The sequence below is a fragment of the uncultured Thiohalocapsa sp. genome, assembly GCF_913062725.1.
Taxonomy (GTDB): domain Bacteria; phylum Pseudomonadota; class Gammaproteobacteria; order Chromatiales; family Chromatiaceae; genus Thiohalocapsa.
Map to the genome: position 1 here is coordinate 46,772 of NZ_CAJXWY010000008.1, position 15,173 is coordinate 61,944.

The following is a 15,173-nucleotide window of genomic DNA, read 5'->3' on the forward strand; positions in this document are numbered from 1 at the left end:
ACCGCAGCCGACGTAGTGACCGCATACCAGGATAGCGCCCGACTGGCGCAGGGCGAGCCGGCGCCCGAGCCCTGCTACCACTGCGGCCTGCCCGCCGAGGCGGGCATCAGCGCCGACGTCGGCGGCGGTCTGCGCCACTTCTGCTGCCAGGGCTGCCGGGCGGTGTGCGAGGCCATCCATGCGGCGGGTCTGCAGGGCTTCTACCGGCGTGCGCCGGAAGGGCAGGTCCTCGGCCCGCCCCCCGAGCCGCCCAAGGACCTGAAGCTCTACGACCTCGACGAGGTCCAGCAGGAGGTGGTGACGGGCAGCGCCGACGAGCGCGAGGTTAACCTGTTGGTGGAGGGCATCCACTGCGCCGCCTGCGTGTGGCTCATCGAGCAGGGACTCGGCGGTGTCGACGGCGTGCGCGAGGCGCGGGTCAACCTCACCGGCCGACGGCTGCGGGTCAAATGGGACAGCACCCGGGTGCGGCTGTCGGCGCTGCTGCAGCGCCTTGCAGACCTTGGCTATGCCGCCGTCCCCTTCGATCCACAGGCGGCGGAGGGCAGCATCCAGCGCGAGAACCGCCGCCTGCTCTATCGCATGGCCTTCGCCGGCTTCGCGGCGATGAACCTGATGTGGATCTCCATCGCCCTCTACGCGGGGGCGGACGAGGGCGAATTCCGCGGCCTGTTCCACTGGATCGGCTTGCTCATCGCCACGCCGACCCTGGCCTACGCCGGCTGGCCGTTCTATGCCGGTGCCTGGCGCGGGCTGCGGCAACTGCGCCTGGGCATGGATCTACCCATCGCCATCGGCGCATCCATGACCTATCTGTATTCCCTGTACGTCACCCTCACCGGCAGCGGCCACGTCTATTGGGACACGGTGGTGAACTTCCTGTTCGTCATCCTCGTCGGCCGCTATCTGGAGGCCATGTCCAAGCGCCGTGCGGTGTCCGCCACCCAGCGCCTGCTGGACCTGCAGCCGCGGGTGGCGACCCTGCTGCGCGAGGGTGAAGAGGCCATCGTGCCCATCCGTGCCGTACGTGCGGGCGACGTCATGTTGGTGCGCCCCGGCGAGACCATCGCCGCCGACGGCGCGGTCATCCGCGGCCGCTCGCACGTCGACGAGGCCATGCTCACCGGCGAGTCCACGCCCGTGTCCCGCACGGTGGGCGATCGTGTCTCCGCGGGCACGCTGAACGGCACCGGCAGCCTGGAGGTGCGCGTCGCCGCCGTGCTGCGGGATTCCGCCCTCGGGCGCATCGTGGAACTGGTGGAATCCGCCCAGGCCAGCAAGGCGCCCATCCAGTGCACGGCGGATCGCATCGTGCCCTGGTTCGTCGCCGTGACCCTGGCGCTGGCGGCGGTGACCTTCGGCCTCTGGGTGCGCCAGGACGCCGAGACGGCGCTCATGGCCGCCACCTCGGTGCTCATCATCACCTGCCCCTGTGCCTTTGGCCTCGCCACGCCCATGGCCATCGCCGTCGCCTCGGGCACCGGCGCCCGTCACGGCATCCTGGTGAAGAACGGCGCCGTGCTCGAGACCCTGTCGGCCATCGGCCACTTCGTTTTCGACAAAACCGGCACCCTCACCGAGGGCCGCCCGCGGGTCATCGCAGTAAACGATGCCGAGGGCGACTGGCCGGTGGGCACGCCGGCGGGCTGGAGCGATGCCCGGCGACGGTTGCTCGCCTGCGCCGCCGCGCTGGAAGTGCACTCGGAGCATCCGGCTGCGCGCGCCGTGGTGGACCTGGCGGCGGCCGCCGACATTCGCTACAAGGCCTTGACGGTGGACGACTTCACGGCCGCGCCGGGTTATGGCGTCAGCGGGCGGGTAGACGGCAGCCCGGTCATCATCGGCACCGCGGACTGGCTGGCGCGCAACGGCGTTGCGCTGACGGCCGGCCTCGCGGACGCGGGTGCCGGCGCCGACAGCGCGGACGGCACCGTCTTCTGTGCCATCGATGGCGCGGCGGCCCTGCAACTGACCCTCCGTGACCGCCCGCGCGCCGATGCCGCCGACACCATTCGGGCATTGCGCGCCGAGGGTATCCGCGTGACCCTGCTCACCGGCGATCGGCGCCGGGTGGCGGAGGCCATCGCCGCGGACGTGGGCGCGGACCAGGTCATCGCCGAGGTGCTGCCCGCCGACAAGGATGCCGCCATCGCACGCCTGCAGGCCACCGGTGAGCGCGTCGCCATGGTGGGTGACGGCATCAACGACGCCCCGGCGCTGGTGCGCGCGGACGTTGGCATCGCCGTGGGCAGCGGCACCGACGTGTCCATCGCCAGCGCCGATATCGTGCTCATCACGAGCGAGCTCGGCCGGGTCCGCGATGCCGGTCGCCTGGCGCGGCGCACGCTGCGGATCATCCGCCAGAACATCGGCCTGTCCATCACCTACAATGTGATCATGGTGCCGCTGGCGATGGCGGCGCTGATCACGCCGCTGGTGGCGGCCATCTCCATGCCCTTGAGCTCGCTCGCCGTCATCGGCAACTCCGCGCGTATCCGCCGCCTGGTCGGTGCTGACGGCCCGGGCAATGCTCGCCGCGGCACCTGACCCCGACTGGCCCGCGGCCAGCCGGCGCACCGGTCTTGCGAACACCTCACTCGGAGGCAGCGATGGAAGTCATCTACGGTCTGATCCCCGGCATGCTGGTGCTCGGTCTCGTCGCCGTGGGCGTGCTCTTCTGGGCGGCCCGCAGCGGGCAATTCGAAGACCTCGACGGCGACGGCCAGCGTATCCTCATGGACGACGATGTCGAGGAGCGTGATCCGCGGCGATTTCCGGACACGGACGACTGACTGCCCCTTGCACTCCGGGCGGCAGTGGAGCGGACAGCATCCCAAGACAATCCCGACCACCCCTGTCACTCGTCCGCCAGCAACCGACCGCGGCTTTGATGCACGCGTTAGGCGGCTTCCATGGCAGGGCGGTGTGATGAAGCAGCCGCCGGCCGATCAGTGAGCCCCGGTCTCGCCGATATAGAAGGAGAGCCAGGCGTTCAGCGCGAAGAGTCCGATCAGCGCCAGGCTCGGCCAGCTGCCGATCCCCAGCACCCGCGTGCGCGGGCGGAAGTAGATGGCCGTCACGACGATGCCGGTCATGGCCACGGCGGTGAACGCCGACACCAGGTGACTCTCGGAGATATCGGCGAAGAAGACGCCCTGAGTGTAGACCAAGTCATCCAGGGCCAGCACCAGGATGTTGAACAGGTTGCTGCCGAGGACGTTGCCCGCGGCCATGTCCACCGCACCGATGCGAAGCGCCGCCAGCGTCACCACCAGCTCGGGCAGTGAGGTGCTGAGTGCGGTGAACAGGGTGCCGGTGAAGGACTGGTTCCAGTCCATCACCACCGCGATGTCCTCGGAGACATAGGGGAGGGCGATGCCCGCCGCCACCACCACCGCGGCGGCCATCGCATACCGGGTCGCCACCCACTTGAGGGAGTGTGCCGCATAGCGGTCCGGTTCCTGCTCGGCGAAGGCTTCGACTTCTGCTTCGCGATAGCCGTGCAGGGTGCGGATGGCGACGGCGTACACCAACAAAATCGCCGGCGTGCCCCAGGACAGGTGTCCGGCCAGCGTGGATAGCCCCGCCTTCGAGGCCAGCAGGGCGAGGGCGGAGATGCTGATCAGCAGGATGCCGAAGCCCGCGGACATGACGTGCTGGCGCTGGACCCGCGAGAGGATCGGCCCGCGGCGGCTGAAGAAATCCAGCACCGCCAGCAGCACCAGGTTGTAGACGCAGCTGCCGTAGATGTCGCCGGCGGCGATATCCGGCACCAGTGCGATGGTGGAAGCCGTGATACCCGTCGCCAGCTCCGGTAGGGAGGTGACGGTGGCGATCAGCACCAACCCGACCCAGGAGCCCCCCATGCCGGTTTTGTCGGCGATGGAGTCGCCGTAGTCGGTGAGCTTGACACCGGCGATGCCGATGGCCAGGACGCAAAGTCCGTACTGTGTCCAGACAATGGCGGCTGTTGGTTCCATGGTGACCGTTGATCGGCGCTTACCGCGCCCGGGCTGTGTGCCCACAGACTATCTGCTGGCCTGCCACTGGCGGTCTTGCGCCACCGCCGCGGCAGATCCGGTGTCCAGCGTCAGTGGCTCACTGCACGCTGCCGAAGGAGGGGTCCACGGCGCCGGCCGGCGGTTCCAGACCAGCGAGACGGCAGCCCTGGGCCACCGGGCCGCCCGGGAAGATCTCGTACAGGTACTTGAGGCCACCGTTGCCGTGAAAGCGTTCGTCGAGGGCGTCATGCACGGCGCGCACGCTCGGTGCTTCGTTCCCGGCAAAGAAGTGCTGCAGCGCGCGGACCACCGCCCAATGGTCGTCCGTCAGCGCGATGCCCTCGTCTTGGGCGGTTGCCTCGGCACTCGCGCGGGTCCAATCCACCGGTGCCTCCGGGAAGTCCGGATCATGGGACCGGGCACCGGGATTCAGGATATCTTGCATCGTCTCTGCCATGGGAGTCGTCCTCGTTGGTTGTCCGCCCGTTCCGCGTGATGCATCCGCAAGCGGCGGGCACCGGCAGTGGTACTGGACACGACTGCGGGCGTCAAGCATTCACCGCCGTATCGGCTCGCCGGGCCGCCGCGATCGCTGGTCGAAGCGTGCCTCAAGGCGCCAGTATCGCTGCGATCCACAGTCCGAGCAGCAGCCCCAGGAGGCCACCGGCGAATGTCTGGCCAAGGCACCGGCTGATCAATGCCTGGGGCTGTGAAGCCGCCGGCGCTGCGCGCGCTGCATCGGTGTGCGGTGGCGGTCGTTCGCTCGCTTGGTCCAGCGCTTGGTCCGTCGTCGGCGGCACTCGTGCCCGTGCGTCATCGGTCGCGGCGCGCAACCATTCCGCAAGCCCCGCCCGAAGCGCGGCCGGGTCCACCACGGCGAGTGCGCCGCGATGCAGGGCCGCCGCCGCCAGCGGCCAGGTGTCGTCATGGCAATGCACGACCACCGGCGGTGCATCGGTACCCGAGCGCATACGCAGCAGTTCCAGCAGGTCCAGCGCATTCATCCCGGCGAGCGACGGCGCGCAGATGACCAGATCGGGCCGGCGTGCCTCCGCCAGCGCCAGCGCTTGCACGACACTCTGCGCCTGGCATACCTCGGCACCGAGGGACTTGAGCGCGAGGCGCGTGGCGTAGCGTTGGGCATCGCAGGTTTCGATCAGCAGGACCATGGGTGGTGACATGCGCGTTTGCTCCGGCTGGGTGTGGAAAGCCCAGCCCAGAGGACGGCGATGCTCGGGTTGGGGCGGGCGCGCAGTGTAGGTCCTGCCCGACCTCCGTGCACAGTTTTGTGCACCGCCTCGGATGAGCGTGGTTTCCGTGCGCAGTCCCGGTGACGGCCCCGATGCCCGCCCGCCCGTGGCCGGCTCGATGGTCGTTGGCCTAGGCCATGGCGCTCATAGCCCGTACCATAGGGGCAAGACCGCGCGCGACGGCTGGTCCGCCGTGGGTGCCGTTGCCGCGGCCCTTGGTACGCCGATTGGGGAGAGACGACCATCATGCAGTTGACCGGTGTCGAGACACATGTACTGGCGGATGCCGATGCCGTCGCCGCCGAGGCGGCGCGGTTGATCCTGGAAGCTGGCGCAGACGCCATCACCGCGCGGGGCGCCTTCCGCCTGGTGCTCGCGGGCGGTTCGACGCCGCTCGCGGCTTATCGCCTGCTGGCGCAGGCGCAGGCGCACTGGTCCCGCTGGCACTTGTATCACGGCGACGAGCGCTGTCTGCCGCCGGATGCACCCGAGCGCAACAGCCGCGCCGCCGACGAGGCATGGCTCGCGCAGATTCCCATCCCGCGGCAGCAGGTGCATGTAATCCCGGCGGAGCAGGGCGCGGAAGCCGCCAGCGCGGCCTACGAGCCAGTGGTGGCGGAGGCGGTGCCCTTCGACCTGGTGCTCTTGGGCATGGGGGAAGACGGACACACCGCCAGCCTGTTTCCGGGCCATGAGGTCTGCCCCGGTCCGCTGGTGATGCCGGTGCACGATGCGCCAAAACCGCCGCCTAATCGGGTATCGCTGACGCCGTCAGCGCTGTGTCGCTCGCGGCGGATGCTGGTGCTGGCCACCGGTACCGGCAAGCAGGCGGCCGTGGCGCGGTGGCAGGCCGGAGAAGGCTTACCGGTGGCGCGGGTGGCCGTCGGCGGCAACGCGCTGGTGCTCCTGGACCGGGCCGCCGCACCGACGCATTCGGACGCCCGCTGAGTCGCTGCGCGTCAACGGGTATCAGAGCAAAGCAGTCTCATGTCCATGCAGCTCGCCATTGCCATCGCCTTGCATCAGCTCGCCACCGTCGTCTGGATCGGCGGCATGTTCTTTGCCCACTTCGCGCTGCGTCCGTCCGCACAGACCCAACTGCAGCCCCCGCAGCGATTGGCGCTGTTGCTGGCGGTTTTCAGGCGTTTTTTCGTCTGGGTCTGGATCGCCGTGCTCGTGCTCTGGGGCAGCGGCTTCTGGATCTTCTCTGGTATCTACGACGCTGCCATGGGCTGGCATGTGCATGCGATGATGGCGCTGGCGTTGGTGATGACAGGGCTCTTCGCCTATCTCTACTTCGTGCCCTACCGCGCGCTCGGCCAGCAGGTGGCGGCGGCGGACTGGGCGGGCGCAGGTGCGCGTTTGTCCACGATTCGGCGCATCATACTGCTTAATGTCACGCTCGGGCTGGTCGTGACCGTCCTCGGTGCCGCCGGTCGCTATTGGCAGTGAGATCGCCGCCCGAGCTTGTGACGCATGCCCGCCCAGAGTACGGGTCAGACGCGGCAAAGGCCCCGGTTGGGGCCTTTTTGTTTATCAGAGCAAACCGCCGTCTGGCGGCTGCATCAGAACGCGGGACCCGGCTGCTTGCCGACTTTCTTGAGGATGGTGGCGAGGGGGCAGAAGCCGGTGAAGGCCGACTGCAGCAGATTCAAGCCCACGAAGCCGGTGAACAGCAGCCACCATTCGCTGACAGTGTAGGCGAGGATCACGGAGATCAGGATGAAGCTACCGGCGACGGCGAGCACGATGCGTTCAATGGACATGATTTACCTCATGCGTCTGTGTTTATGTTGTGCTCCTTCAATCATGGGGAAAAACAGTGTCTTGCGCAAGTGCCGACGGCATCGATTCCAGTATTGACAACGATTGTGCTGACCGTCGGCAAGCGCAGCTCGTCGCACACCTGCGGGCGCGGCTCGCCGGGTGCGGCGATGTCGCCATGCACGAGACGCACATATCGCGGGTACTGCTCGCGGGCGCCGATGCCTACAAGTTGAAAAAGCCCGTGAACCTGGGCTTTCTGGACTTTTCCACCTTGGCACGCCGGCGCCGCTTCGCCGAGGAGGAGGTGCGCCTCAATCGCCGCCTCGCGCCCGCGCTGTACCTGGGCGTTGTTCCCATCACGGGCACATGGGAAGCGCCGGTGCTGGATGGTGACGGTCCCGTGCTGGAATACGCGGTGCACATGCGCCGGTTCAGCCAGACGGCCTTGCTCACGCGCCAACGTCTGACGCCTGAGATCGCCGATGCCCTGGCCGAGCGCCTGGCGGCGTTCCACGCCGGCGCGCCGGTGGTGTCGGCGGCTGCCGACTATGGCACGCCGACCCAGGTGCTCGCGCCGATGCTGAAGAACTTCTCGGTCATCCGCGATGCCGTCGCGCCGAATGGCCAACTCGCCGCACAGCTGTCGCGCCTGCAGCAGTGGACGCAGACGCAGTACGAGGGCCTGGCCCCGACCTTGGCACAACGGCGGATCGACGGCTATGTGCGCGAATGTCACGGCGACCTCCACCGGGGCAATATCGCGGTGCGCGACGGTGCGCCGCTGATCTTTGACTGCATCGAGTTCAATCCGGCGCTGCGCTGGATCGACACAGCCAGCGAACTGGCCTTCCTGCTCATGGACCTCATGCAGGTGGGCGAGACGGCACAGGCGCGCCGGTTACTGAACGGCTATCTGATGCACAGCGGTGACTATGGCTTGCTCGCGGTGCTGCGCTTTTATCTCGTTTACCGGGCCATGGTGCGGGCCAAGGTCACGGCTATCGGCGCCGCCCAGCATCATCACGCCGATGCCCGCCAGGACGAGGCCCTGCGTGGCTATGTGCGCCAAGCGCTGGCCTGCAGTCGGGCGCTCATGGCGCCGCGCATCGTACTGGTTTGCGGGCTGTCCGGGTCCGGCAAGACCTCGCTGGCGGCGGCCCTCGCCGAGCACCTGCCATTGATCCACATCCGCTCGGACGTGGAGCGCAAGCGCCTATTTGCACTCGCGCCCCTGGCCCGTACGCGGGCGCAGCCCGGAGGCGGTATCTATGACGCCGATGCCAGCGCGCGCACCTATGCGCGCCTGCTATCGCTGGCACGACAGTGCGTGCAGGCGGGTTACGGCGTCCTGGTGGACGCGACCTTCCTCGCGCGGGAGCAGCGCCGGCCATTTCGGGCCCTGGCGGCGGCATTGGGCTGTGCCTTCGACTGTCTGGCCCTGGATGCGCCGCAGGAGGTCCTGCGCCGGCGCGTTGCCGCGCGTTATAGCCTGGGCCAGGATGCGTCGGAGGCAGACCTGCGGGTGCTGGCGCATCAGCTGGAGTTGCGGCAGGCGCTGACGCCGGCGGAGCGGGCGCGGACCATCTTTGTCGACACACGCAAGCCGCCGGCCCTGGACCGGCTCCTGCCAGTCCTCATCGGGTCGGGAACGGCCATGCGCTGAATGGTCTGCGGCTCAGGCTGTCTTGGACGGTCTGCCGGGCTGCGGCTCAGCGCTCGCCGGCGTCGGCGCGGATGGCATAGACCTCCACGCGGCGGTTCTCGCGCCGGCCCCGCTCGGTGGCATTGTCGGCAATGGGCCGGGCGGCGCCGAGTCCCTCGGCGCTGATGCGCGCAGCCACAATCCCACGCGCAACCAGTGCCCCCATCACCGCGCGCGCCCGCGCCAGGGAAAGTGCCTCGTTGGTCTCGGCACTGCCGGAACTGTCGGTGTGACCTTCGATGCGCACGCTGAGCGTCGGATGCGCCGTCAGGAATGCGGCGATACGATCCAGGGTCGGCAGCTCGGCATCCGGCAAGGTCGCGGTGCCCGGGGCGAAGGGCACTTCGTCGCTGGGAAGCTCGAGCAGGATGCCGGCGTCGGTCAGCCGACCCCCGAGCTCGGCGGCTTCACGATAGAGGGTCTGCAGACGCTCGGCGGACGCCTGTCCGGCCTCCGCGCTGGCGAGCGCCTCCTCAAGGTCGGCGCTGGCTCGCTGGGCTGCCGTCAGTTGTGCCTCCAATGTCTCGACGCGCTCGCTCAGCTCGGTGATGCGCGCGTCATCGGCCTCGTCCTCAGCCTTCTCGGCCGCCTCTGCGGCGGCCAGTCGCTGTTGCAGCGCCGCCTGCTGCCGGTCGAGCGCGGCCTTGGCATCCGCAAGCTCGGCGTCGGCCTGCGCCAGGCGTTGTTCGTGCTCGGCGTCGATGGCGGCGCGTATGTCAGCCAGCGCGGCACGCTCGCGCTCCAGCACCGCCGTGGCATCGGCGGCGGCGCGCTGCGCGACATCACGTGCGTCGGCAAGGTCGGACTGCTCGGCGCGCAATGCATCGATTTCGGCTTCCAGCGTGGCGATGTCGTCGGCATTCGGGGCCGTCGCAACGGCGGCACGGGCTTCCTCGATTGCAGCATCGCGGGCGGCGAGTCGCTCCTCGAGCGTTGCCGTTTGTGTCTCCAGGGCCTGGATGCGAGTCCGGGCCTGCGAGAGCTCGGCGATGGCCTGTTCGGCCTGGGCCTCGTCCTCCGGCGACGTCGCCAGTTGCGCTTGCACCTGCTCGCGCTCTTGTACGGCGGCTTCCAGCTCTGCCTTCAGCTCGGCGATGATGGCCTGGCTGGCGGCGAGCTCCGCCTGCCACTCGGTGGGTGCCCCGGCCGCCGCCTTGGTGGCCTCGTTGGCTTGGGCGGCGAGGGTCTCGCGCTCGCGTGTGAGTGCGACCAGCTTGTCCTGCAGATCCAAAATTGCGGCTTCTTGTTTTTCCACGAGGACTTGCAGGCGTTCCTGGGGATCCGCACCACGCTCGAGCTTGTCGCGCAGCGCCGCCTCCAGTTGGTTTGCGGCGTTGAGCTCGAAGTGCAGACCGGCGATGGTCTCATTGTCGGCGGCGAGCTTGGCGTTCAGCTCGTGATTCTCTTCGGTGACCTCCAACAGGCGCTCGTTGAGCGTTGTCACCGAGGCCTTGTTCTGCTCCAGCTCATACTGCATGGCCGTGTACTGCTTACGCAGGCTGGCGAGCTCTTGCCGCAGGGTTTCTGCGGCTTGTTCGGTCGCGGTGAGATCATGCTCGAGCGTCTGCACCGTTTCGGTGTGACTGCGCTGCATGCCGGCCAGGGTGTCGGCATGCTCTGACTTCAGGCTGTCCATGCTGGCCGCGTGCTCCGATTTGAGCATCTCCAGCGTCGCCGTATGGGCGGCCTCGCGTGCTTCGGCGCTTTCGGCTTGGTCTTGGCGCAGGCGCGCGATCTCCTGTTCAGCGTTCGCGGTGGCCGCTTCGCGCTTGGCAAGCTCGTCGTCGACGTTGGCGACCTGCTCGCTGGCGTCGGCGAGCGCCGCTTGGGTGTTGGCCAGCGTGCGCTCGATGACCTCGGCGTGATGGTCGTAGATCAAGTAGAGACCGATCAGGCATGCCAGTAAGAGCCAGAAGAAGATCTTCCAGAGATTCGGGTCTTGGTCGGTGTGCGTAGACATCTACTTCCTCCGGGGGCGGTATGACGCCATTGTTGTGGTGATCGTTCGGGGCGGAATGATACCCGGCATAGGTCAATTTTCCGGCGCCAACTGACGTGGGCGAAAGGGGCAGTTGACAGGATGCTCCCAGCAGCCGTGCAAAAAAAAGGGCCTTGCGGCCCTGTATACACAAACACCGCCCGGCGGGTGGCGCTCATGGCGCCGCCGCCGGGTGATACATCCTCAGGCGAAGATATCGTAAACGATGTTGTCGTACCAGCTGTAGGCGTATTCCACTTCGCGTGCCAGCGCGAACTCCGGCGCATCCGTTGGCGTGAGGCCGCCGGCGCCTTCGACACCTGCGATGGTCTGCCCGTCTTCACTCAGTCGGTAGACTGCGGCGACGGAAATGCCATAGTCCTTACCGATGATGCTGTAGCAGGTATTGACGTAGGAGGGTACGCCGGGCTCTTCGTCGTTCATCATGGCGATGATGGCGGCGGCGGCCACCTTGCCCTGGCTATTGGCGGAATAGCCCGATTTGGGCATGGCGGTGGCGATGGCGGCGTCACCGATGACGTGAATGCCCTTGTGGATGGTGGATTCGAAGGTTTTCTTATTCACCGGGCACCAGCCGCTGTCGTCTGCGAGTCCCGCATCGACGGCGATCTGGCCAGCCTGCTGCGGCGGAATCACGTTCACCACGGCTCCGGCATACTCGTCGAAGGTGGTGTAGCAGGTTTTGGTGTCCGCATCGATCCGGGTCACCGCCGCATCCGGGCCCGGCAGCCACTCGATGAGCGCATTGTCGGTGCCGTAGCCGTAGAGTCGCTCCCAGCCCTGGGTGAACAGGCCCTGCTTGGAAAAGCGTTGCTTCGGGTCGAGGATCAACACCTTCGACTTGGGCTTTTCCGTCTGCAGGTACATGGCGATCTGACTGGCCCGCTCGTAGGGCCCGGGCGGACAACGGTAGGGGTTGGGGGGCGCAACGATGATCACCACACCGCCGTCGTCCATGGCCTCGAGCTGGCCGCGCAGCAGCTTGGTCTGATCGCCGGCCTTCCAGGCGTGGGGCATCTTGGTGGCCGCCTCCGCACTGTAGCCTTCGATCTTGTCGTACAGCATCGACACGCCGGGGGAGACAACGCAGCGGTCGTAGGGAAACTCGCCGGAGGCGGTCTTCACGACCTTCTTATCCGCATCGATGCCGGTGGCGGCTTCGTGCACCACCTTGATGCCGTGCGCCTTCAGGCCGTCGTAGGTCTGTTTGATGTCGTCCAGGCCCCGCTTACCACCGAGCACCTCGTTGCTCATGTAGCAGGTGTAGTAATTTTCGTTTGGCTCGATGATGGTGACGTCGATGCTCTCATCGGCCAGTTTGAGGTACTTGGCGGCCGTGGCGCCACCGGTGCCGCCGCCCACCACGACGACCTTTTTCGTGTTGCCAAGGGCGAGTGTCGGGACGCCCAGTGCACCGACCGCCGCGGCGGCACCGGTGGCTTTGACGAAGTCACGTCTGTTCATACTCATGAGCTGCTCCTCCTCTCGGGCGTTTATTCGTCGTCGCCTTGGTTTGCGCCCGCGAAGGACGCGTAGTATGCGTAAAGAGCATCGAGGCCCTCGTCACCCTCTGCCTCCAGCATGCTCTCGAGCTTGCGCCCCATCTTCTTCGGCAGGATACGGCGGTCGTTCTGGAAGTCGCTCATGGCGTTGCGGAGATACGGCGTCCACTGTCCGGCGAGGATGTAGTAGTCCTCTTCATCCGGCAGCGGCTTACCCCCCTCGACATGGCAGCTTTCGCAATACTCCTCGTGCAGCTCGCCGCCCTTCTCGACCAGGGCGGTCTCGAATGTCTGATCCGCCGGCTCGAACGTCTGGCTCTTCAGGTACTCGCCCATCAACTCCCACTCTTCTTCGGTGTAGCCGCGGGCGATGCGGCCCATGATGGTGGAGTAGGTGTCACCATTGGCGAAGGCGTACATCATGTCGGTAAAGACGTAGGGGTCCATGCCGGCGATGCTCGGCGCAGCTGGGCCGACGCTGTTGCCGTTGGTGCCGTGGCAGCCGGCGCAGGTATCCACCAGCATCTTGGCGGTGGGCGTGTCGTCGGCGGCGACGGTGGCGGACAGGCCGAGGGCCAGAATGCCGCCAGCGAGGGCCGTTATCATCGTTGCTTTGGCCATATTTCCTCCTTAAGGGAATATTTTGGCTTTTTGCGGATCGGGCGGAGGTGGGATGCTCCGCCCCGCCGGACTGCAGAACCGCGTGCGGTCGCATGATCCGTGCATCGGCGTCGTCTGCGTTATGGCAGGACGGCGCCGAGTGCTTGTCGGCACAGCCGCCGGGGCTGTGCCAGTGAGGGAGTCGCGTCTATCAGTGCCGCGCTCATCGTGTCAGGGTGCGCGATGATCCGAGCCCGTGACGCTGTGCGAGTGGTGGTGGTGTGGGATCGACCGGGCTGCACACCCGGGCGGGGGTGGACGGCCCGGGACTGCGGCCGGCGGACACCGCGAGACGCTGGTGAGTGGTCGCCGCCGGGTGTCACGCCGTGATGCGGGGCGGACGGCAGTCGTCCGCGGCGGCGTCGACGACCCCCGCCGTTGCGATGTGGGAGCGTGCTGACACCCGCAGCCCGCCTGTGACAGGCCCTACGGTGCCCTCGACAGGTCCGGGTGGTGCTGTGGCCGCGCCTGCCGCTGACAACAGACATGCGTTTCCTCCCCATAGCGGTGATGCCACACTGGTGGCGGCGTCGGCTCGCTGAGACAGAAGAGCCGCGCCAGACCCGTGATACCTTGTCGTCGGGTGCGTTGTTATTGATCGGCGTGGATACTATGACATCCCGGGGCCGTTGCCAACCACGTTAGTGGTGGGCCACAACACGCTGAGCGGTATGTCGTGCACTGCGCAGGCGGCGCCGGCCTGGCCCGGCCGCCCCTGTGGTGCCGACGTTGCCGGCGGACACCGCCGCCCGGTTGGCCCGATCCACCTGCGGCCGGCGACACCCGCGCCGGGTCGTGGCGCGGGCCTGCGCCTAATTTTTCGTGCCCGTATCTGGAGTTTCCCTAGGATGCCTTGGCTGCCAGCCCTGCAAAGCCGCTTTGCGGCGCTCAAAAACAACAAGCTCTTCGAGGCTTTTGTGGTCATCGTGATCGTCGTCTCGGCGCTGGTGATCGGTGCGACGACCTATGACGTACAGCCACGGCTGCTCGCGGTGTTCAACGTGCTGGACGTCGCCGTGACATTATTCTTCCTGGCAGAGATCACGGTGCGCCTGCTCGCCGAGGGCAGCCTGCGCCGGTTTTTCTCCCAGGGCTGGAACGTCTTCGATTTCGTCATCGTCGTTGCCAGCCTGATTCCGGTGGAAGAGAGTCAGATGGCGCTGCTCGGGCGGCTGTTGCGCATTTTCCGCGTGCTGCGCCTAGTGTCGATTATCCCTGAGCTGCGCGTGCTGCTGAACGCCTTTGTCAGCGCCATCCCGCGCATGGGCTACGTGTCACTGCTGATGTTCATCATCTTCTACATCTACGCCGCCGTGGGCAGCATTCTATTCCACCAGATCAATGAGGCACTGTGGGGCAACATTTCCATCGCCATGCTGACATTGTTTCGGGTGGCGACGTTCGAGGACTGGACCGATGTCATGTATGAAACCATGGCGGTCCATCCGCTGAGCTGGATCTACTACCTGAGCTTCATTTTCGTCATCGCCTTCATCTTTCTGAACATGATGATCGGGATCGTGCTGGAGACGCTGCAGAAGGAGCACGAGCGCATGGATGTGCTGCAGGGCACCGGCGAGGCCGGCGAAGTCCATTGGATCCGCGAGCACACGGCGGCGATGGAGCAGCGCCTGGTGCGCATCGAGCAGCTGCTGCGCCAGCGCAGCGAGACGGGACCGGCGCGGGCCGCCGACGGTGCCGCGGATCGGCCGCCCGACTAAGACGCGCGCGTGATACGGCCGACGCCCAGGAGCCGGGTAGGCCTTTACCCCGCCCACAGACGCAGCGCATTGCGCAGCCCCAAGGCGCGCAAGGCATGGGCACCAACGCCGGCGGCGTGGGCGCCTGCGAGCATGCGCTCGATCTGTGCCTCGGCGTGCAGCCAGTCGGCCTCGGCACCGCCGGGAGCGAAGCCGCGGCGCTCGGCGAGATAGTACGCGGCGACGGCGATCATCTCGGTGCGCTCGGCGGGCGTTGGATCCAGCGGCGGCAGAGCGTCGGTGTCGGTGGCGGGTTGCTGGCCCATGGGTGCTCGCAGGCGGTGGTGTTACAACAGCACCTGACAGTATGCCAGTGAGGCCATCGGCGGTACCCTGGCGTCGGCACGGGCATCGGGCGCCGACGGCATCGACACGGATGAAGCGCTGGGGCCTGCGATGTAATATACCCGGCGGATGTCAATGTCCGGCGCAGGCGTCTGCGGGCTGGGTGGCGGCGGGCGGGGGTCTCGACAGCGGGGATGCTGTCGTGAAGTCTACAGGGACGTATTCACGGCGTCTCCCGCCCGCTGCA

The 15,173-nt window shown here is 67.2% G+C and carries 14 protein-coding genes; 6 read left to right on the forward strand and 8 right to left on the reverse strand.

Translation table 11 applies throughout. The features are described from left to right. Positions 1-15 precede the first annotated feature (15 nt). Both QZ588_RS03525 and ccoS read left to right on the forward strand, forming a co-directional pair. Positions 16-2,547: a heavy metal translocating P-type ATPase gene (locus tag QZ588_RS03525; protein ID WP_295539990.1), complete on the forward strand. Its 2,532-nt coding sequence runs from the start codon at positions 16-18 to the stop codon at positions 2,545-2,547. 62 nt (positions 2,548-2,609) lie between these two features. After that, positions 2,610-2,792 carry a cbb3-type cytochrome oxidase assembly protein CcoS gene (gene ccoS / locus QZ588_RS03530; RefSeq protein WP_295539993.1) on the forward strand — a complete coding sequence of 61 codons (183 nt, stop codon included), beginning with the start codon at positions 2,610-2,612 and terminating at the stop codon, positions 2,790-2,792. Positions 2,793-2,948: 156 nt separating this feature from the next. Here ccoS and QZ588_RS03535 read toward each other — a convergent pair whose 3' ends face one another. The 3 genes from QZ588_RS03535 to QZ588_RS03545 form a co-directional block, all read right to left on the reverse strand. Beyond that, entirely contained in the window at positions 2,949-3,980 is a 1,032-nt protein-coding gene (locus tag QZ588_RS03535; RefSeq protein WP_295539995.1) for a sodium:calcium antiporter, read from the reverse strand. Positions 3,981-4,098: 118 nt separating this feature from the next. Next, positions 4,099-4,458 carry a TusE/DsrC/DsvC family sulfur relay protein gene (locus tag QZ588_RS03540; protein ID WP_295539997.1) on the reverse strand — a complete coding sequence of 120 codons (360 nt, stop codon included), beginning with the start codon at positions 4,456-4,458 and terminating at the stop codon, positions 4,099-4,101. Positions 4,459-4,609: 151 nt separating this feature from the next. Further along, positions 4,610-5,182 carry a two-component system response regulator gene (locus tag QZ588_RS03545; protein ID WP_295540000.1) on the reverse strand — a complete coding sequence of 191 codons (573 nt, stop codon included), beginning with the start codon at positions 5,180-5,182 and terminating at the stop codon, positions 4,610-4,612. A gap of 315 nt (positions 5,183-5,497) precedes the next feature. On the opposite strand from QZ588_RS03545, the gene pgl reads away from it, so the two are divergent. Then, the gene (pgl, locus tag QZ588_RS03550) at positions 5,498-6,199 is read left to right on the forward strand and encodes a 6-phosphogluconolactonase (protein WP_295540002.1); all 702 of its coding nucleotides are present in this window, start codon (positions 5,498-5,500) and stop codon (positions 6,197-6,199) included. Positions 6,200-6,238: 39 nt separating this feature from the next. Further along, positions 6,239-6,703 carry a CopD family protein gene (locus QZ588_RS03555; RefSeq protein WP_295540005.1) on the forward strand — a complete coding sequence of 155 codons (465 nt, stop codon included), beginning with the start codon at positions 6,239-6,241 and terminating at the stop codon, positions 6,701-6,703. Between the two features lie 113 nt (positions 6,704-6,816). On the opposite strand, the gene QZ588_RS03560 is transcribed toward QZ588_RS03555, so the two are convergent. Further along, positions 6,817-7,017, reverse strand: coding sequence for a DUF2892 domain-containing protein (locus QZ588_RS03560; RefSeq protein WP_295540008.1), 201 nt, complete (start codon positions 7,015-7,017; stop codon positions 6,817-6,819). Between the two features lie 176 nt (positions 7,018-7,193). Between QZ588_RS03560 and QZ588_RS03565 the strand changes: the two genes are divergently transcribed. Next, the gene (locus QZ588_RS03565) at positions 7,194-8,681 is read left to right on the forward strand and encodes a bifunctional aminoglycoside phosphotransferase/ATP-binding protein (RefSeq protein WP_295540010.1); all 1,488 of its coding nucleotides are present in this window, start codon (positions 7,194-7,196) and stop codon (positions 8,679-8,681) included. 46 nt (positions 8,682-8,727) lie between these two features. On the opposite strand, the gene QZ588_RS03570 is transcribed toward QZ588_RS03565, so the two are convergent. The 3 genes from QZ588_RS03570 to QZ588_RS03580 form a co-directional block, all read right to left on the reverse strand. Next, positions 8,728-10,680 carry an OmpA family protein gene (locus QZ588_RS03570; protein WP_295540012.1) on the reverse strand — a complete coding sequence of 651 codons (1,953 nt, stop codon included), beginning with the start codon at positions 10,678-10,680 and terminating at the stop codon, positions 8,728-8,730. Between the two features lie 222 nt (positions 10,681-10,902). Continuing rightward, the gene (locus tag QZ588_RS03575) at positions 10,903-12,189 is read right to left on the reverse strand and encodes an NAD(P)/FAD-dependent oxidoreductase (RefSeq protein WP_295540014.1); all 1,287 of its coding nucleotides are present in this window, start codon (positions 12,187-12,189) and stop codon (positions 10,903-10,905) included. 23 nt (positions 12,190-12,212) lie between these two features. After that, positions 12,213-12,842 (reverse strand): c-type cytochrome, encoded by a 630-nt coding sequence (locus QZ588_RS03580; RefSeq protein ID WP_295540018.1) that lies wholly within the window; start codon positions 12,840-12,842, stop codon positions 12,213-12,215. Positions 12,843-13,729: 887 nt separating this feature from the next. On the opposite strand from QZ588_RS03580, the gene QZ588_RS03585 reads away from it, so the two are divergent. Beyond that, complete coding sequence (locus QZ588_RS03585; protein WP_295540020.1) at positions 13,730-14,602, forward strand: ion transporter; 873 nt, start codon at positions 13,730-13,732, stop codon at positions 14,600-14,602. 44 nt (positions 14,603-14,646) lie between these two features. On the opposite strand, the gene QZ588_RS03590 is transcribed toward QZ588_RS03585, so the two are convergent. Next, positions 14,647-14,907, reverse strand: a complete 261-nt coding sequence (locus QZ588_RS03590) for a DUF2934 domain-containing protein (protein ID WP_295540023.1) — start codon at positions 14,905-14,907, stop codon at positions 14,647-14,649. Positions 14,908-15,173 lie beyond the last annotated feature (266 nt).

Bases quoted from the DNA above. Each gene is read 5' to 3' on its own strand.
- QZ588_RS03555 (WP_295540005.1), top strand. From the start codon at position 6,239: ATGTCCATGCAGCTCGCCATTGCCATCGCCTTGCATCAGCTCGCCACC.
- QZ588_RS03570 (WP_295540012.1), bottom strand. From the start codon at position 10,680: ATGTCTACGCACACCGACCAAGACCCGAATCTCTGGAAGATCTTCTTC.
- pgl (WP_295540002.1), top strand. From the start codon at position 5,498: ATGCAGTTGACCGGTGTCGAGACACATGTACTGGCGGATGCCGATGCC.
- QZ588_RS03565 (WP_295540010.1), top strand. From the start codon at position 7,194: ATGCACGAGACGCACATATCGCGGGTACTGCTCGCGGGCGCCGATGCC.
- QZ588_RS03545 (WP_295540000.1), bottom strand. From the start codon at position 5,182: ATGTCACCACCCATGGTCCTGCTGATCGAAACCTGCGATGCCCAACGC.
- QZ588_RS03540 (WP_295539997.1), bottom strand. From the start codon at position 4,458: ATGGCAGAGACGATGCAAGATATCCTGAATCCCGGTGCCCGGTCCCAT.
- QZ588_RS03560 (WP_295540008.1), bottom strand. From the start codon at position 7,017: ATGTCCATTGAACGCATCGTGCTCGCCGTCGCCGGTAGCTTCATCCTG.
- QZ588_RS03590 (WP_295540023.1), bottom strand. From the start codon at position 14,907: ATGGGCCAGCAACCCGCCACCGACACCGACGCTCTGCCGCCGCTGGAT.
- QZ588_RS03585 (WP_295540020.1), top strand. From the start codon at position 13,730: ATGCCTTGGCTGCCAGCCCTGCAAAGCCGCTTTGCGGCGCTCAAAAAC.
- QZ588_RS03535 (WP_295539995.1), bottom strand. From the start codon at position 3,980: ATGGAACCAACAGCCGCCATTGTCTGGACACAGTACGGACTTTGCGTC.
- ccoS (WP_295539993.1), top strand. From the start codon at position 2,610: ATGGAAGTCATCTACGGTCTGATCCCCGGCATGCTGGTGCTCGGTCTC.
- QZ588_RS03575 (WP_295540014.1), bottom strand. From the start codon at position 12,189: ATGAGTATGAACAGACGTGACTTCGTCAAAGCCACCGGTGCCGCCGCG.
- QZ588_RS03580 (WP_295540018.1), bottom strand. From the start codon at position 12,842: ATGGCCAAAGCAACGATGATAACGGCCCTCGCTGGCGGCATTCTGGCC.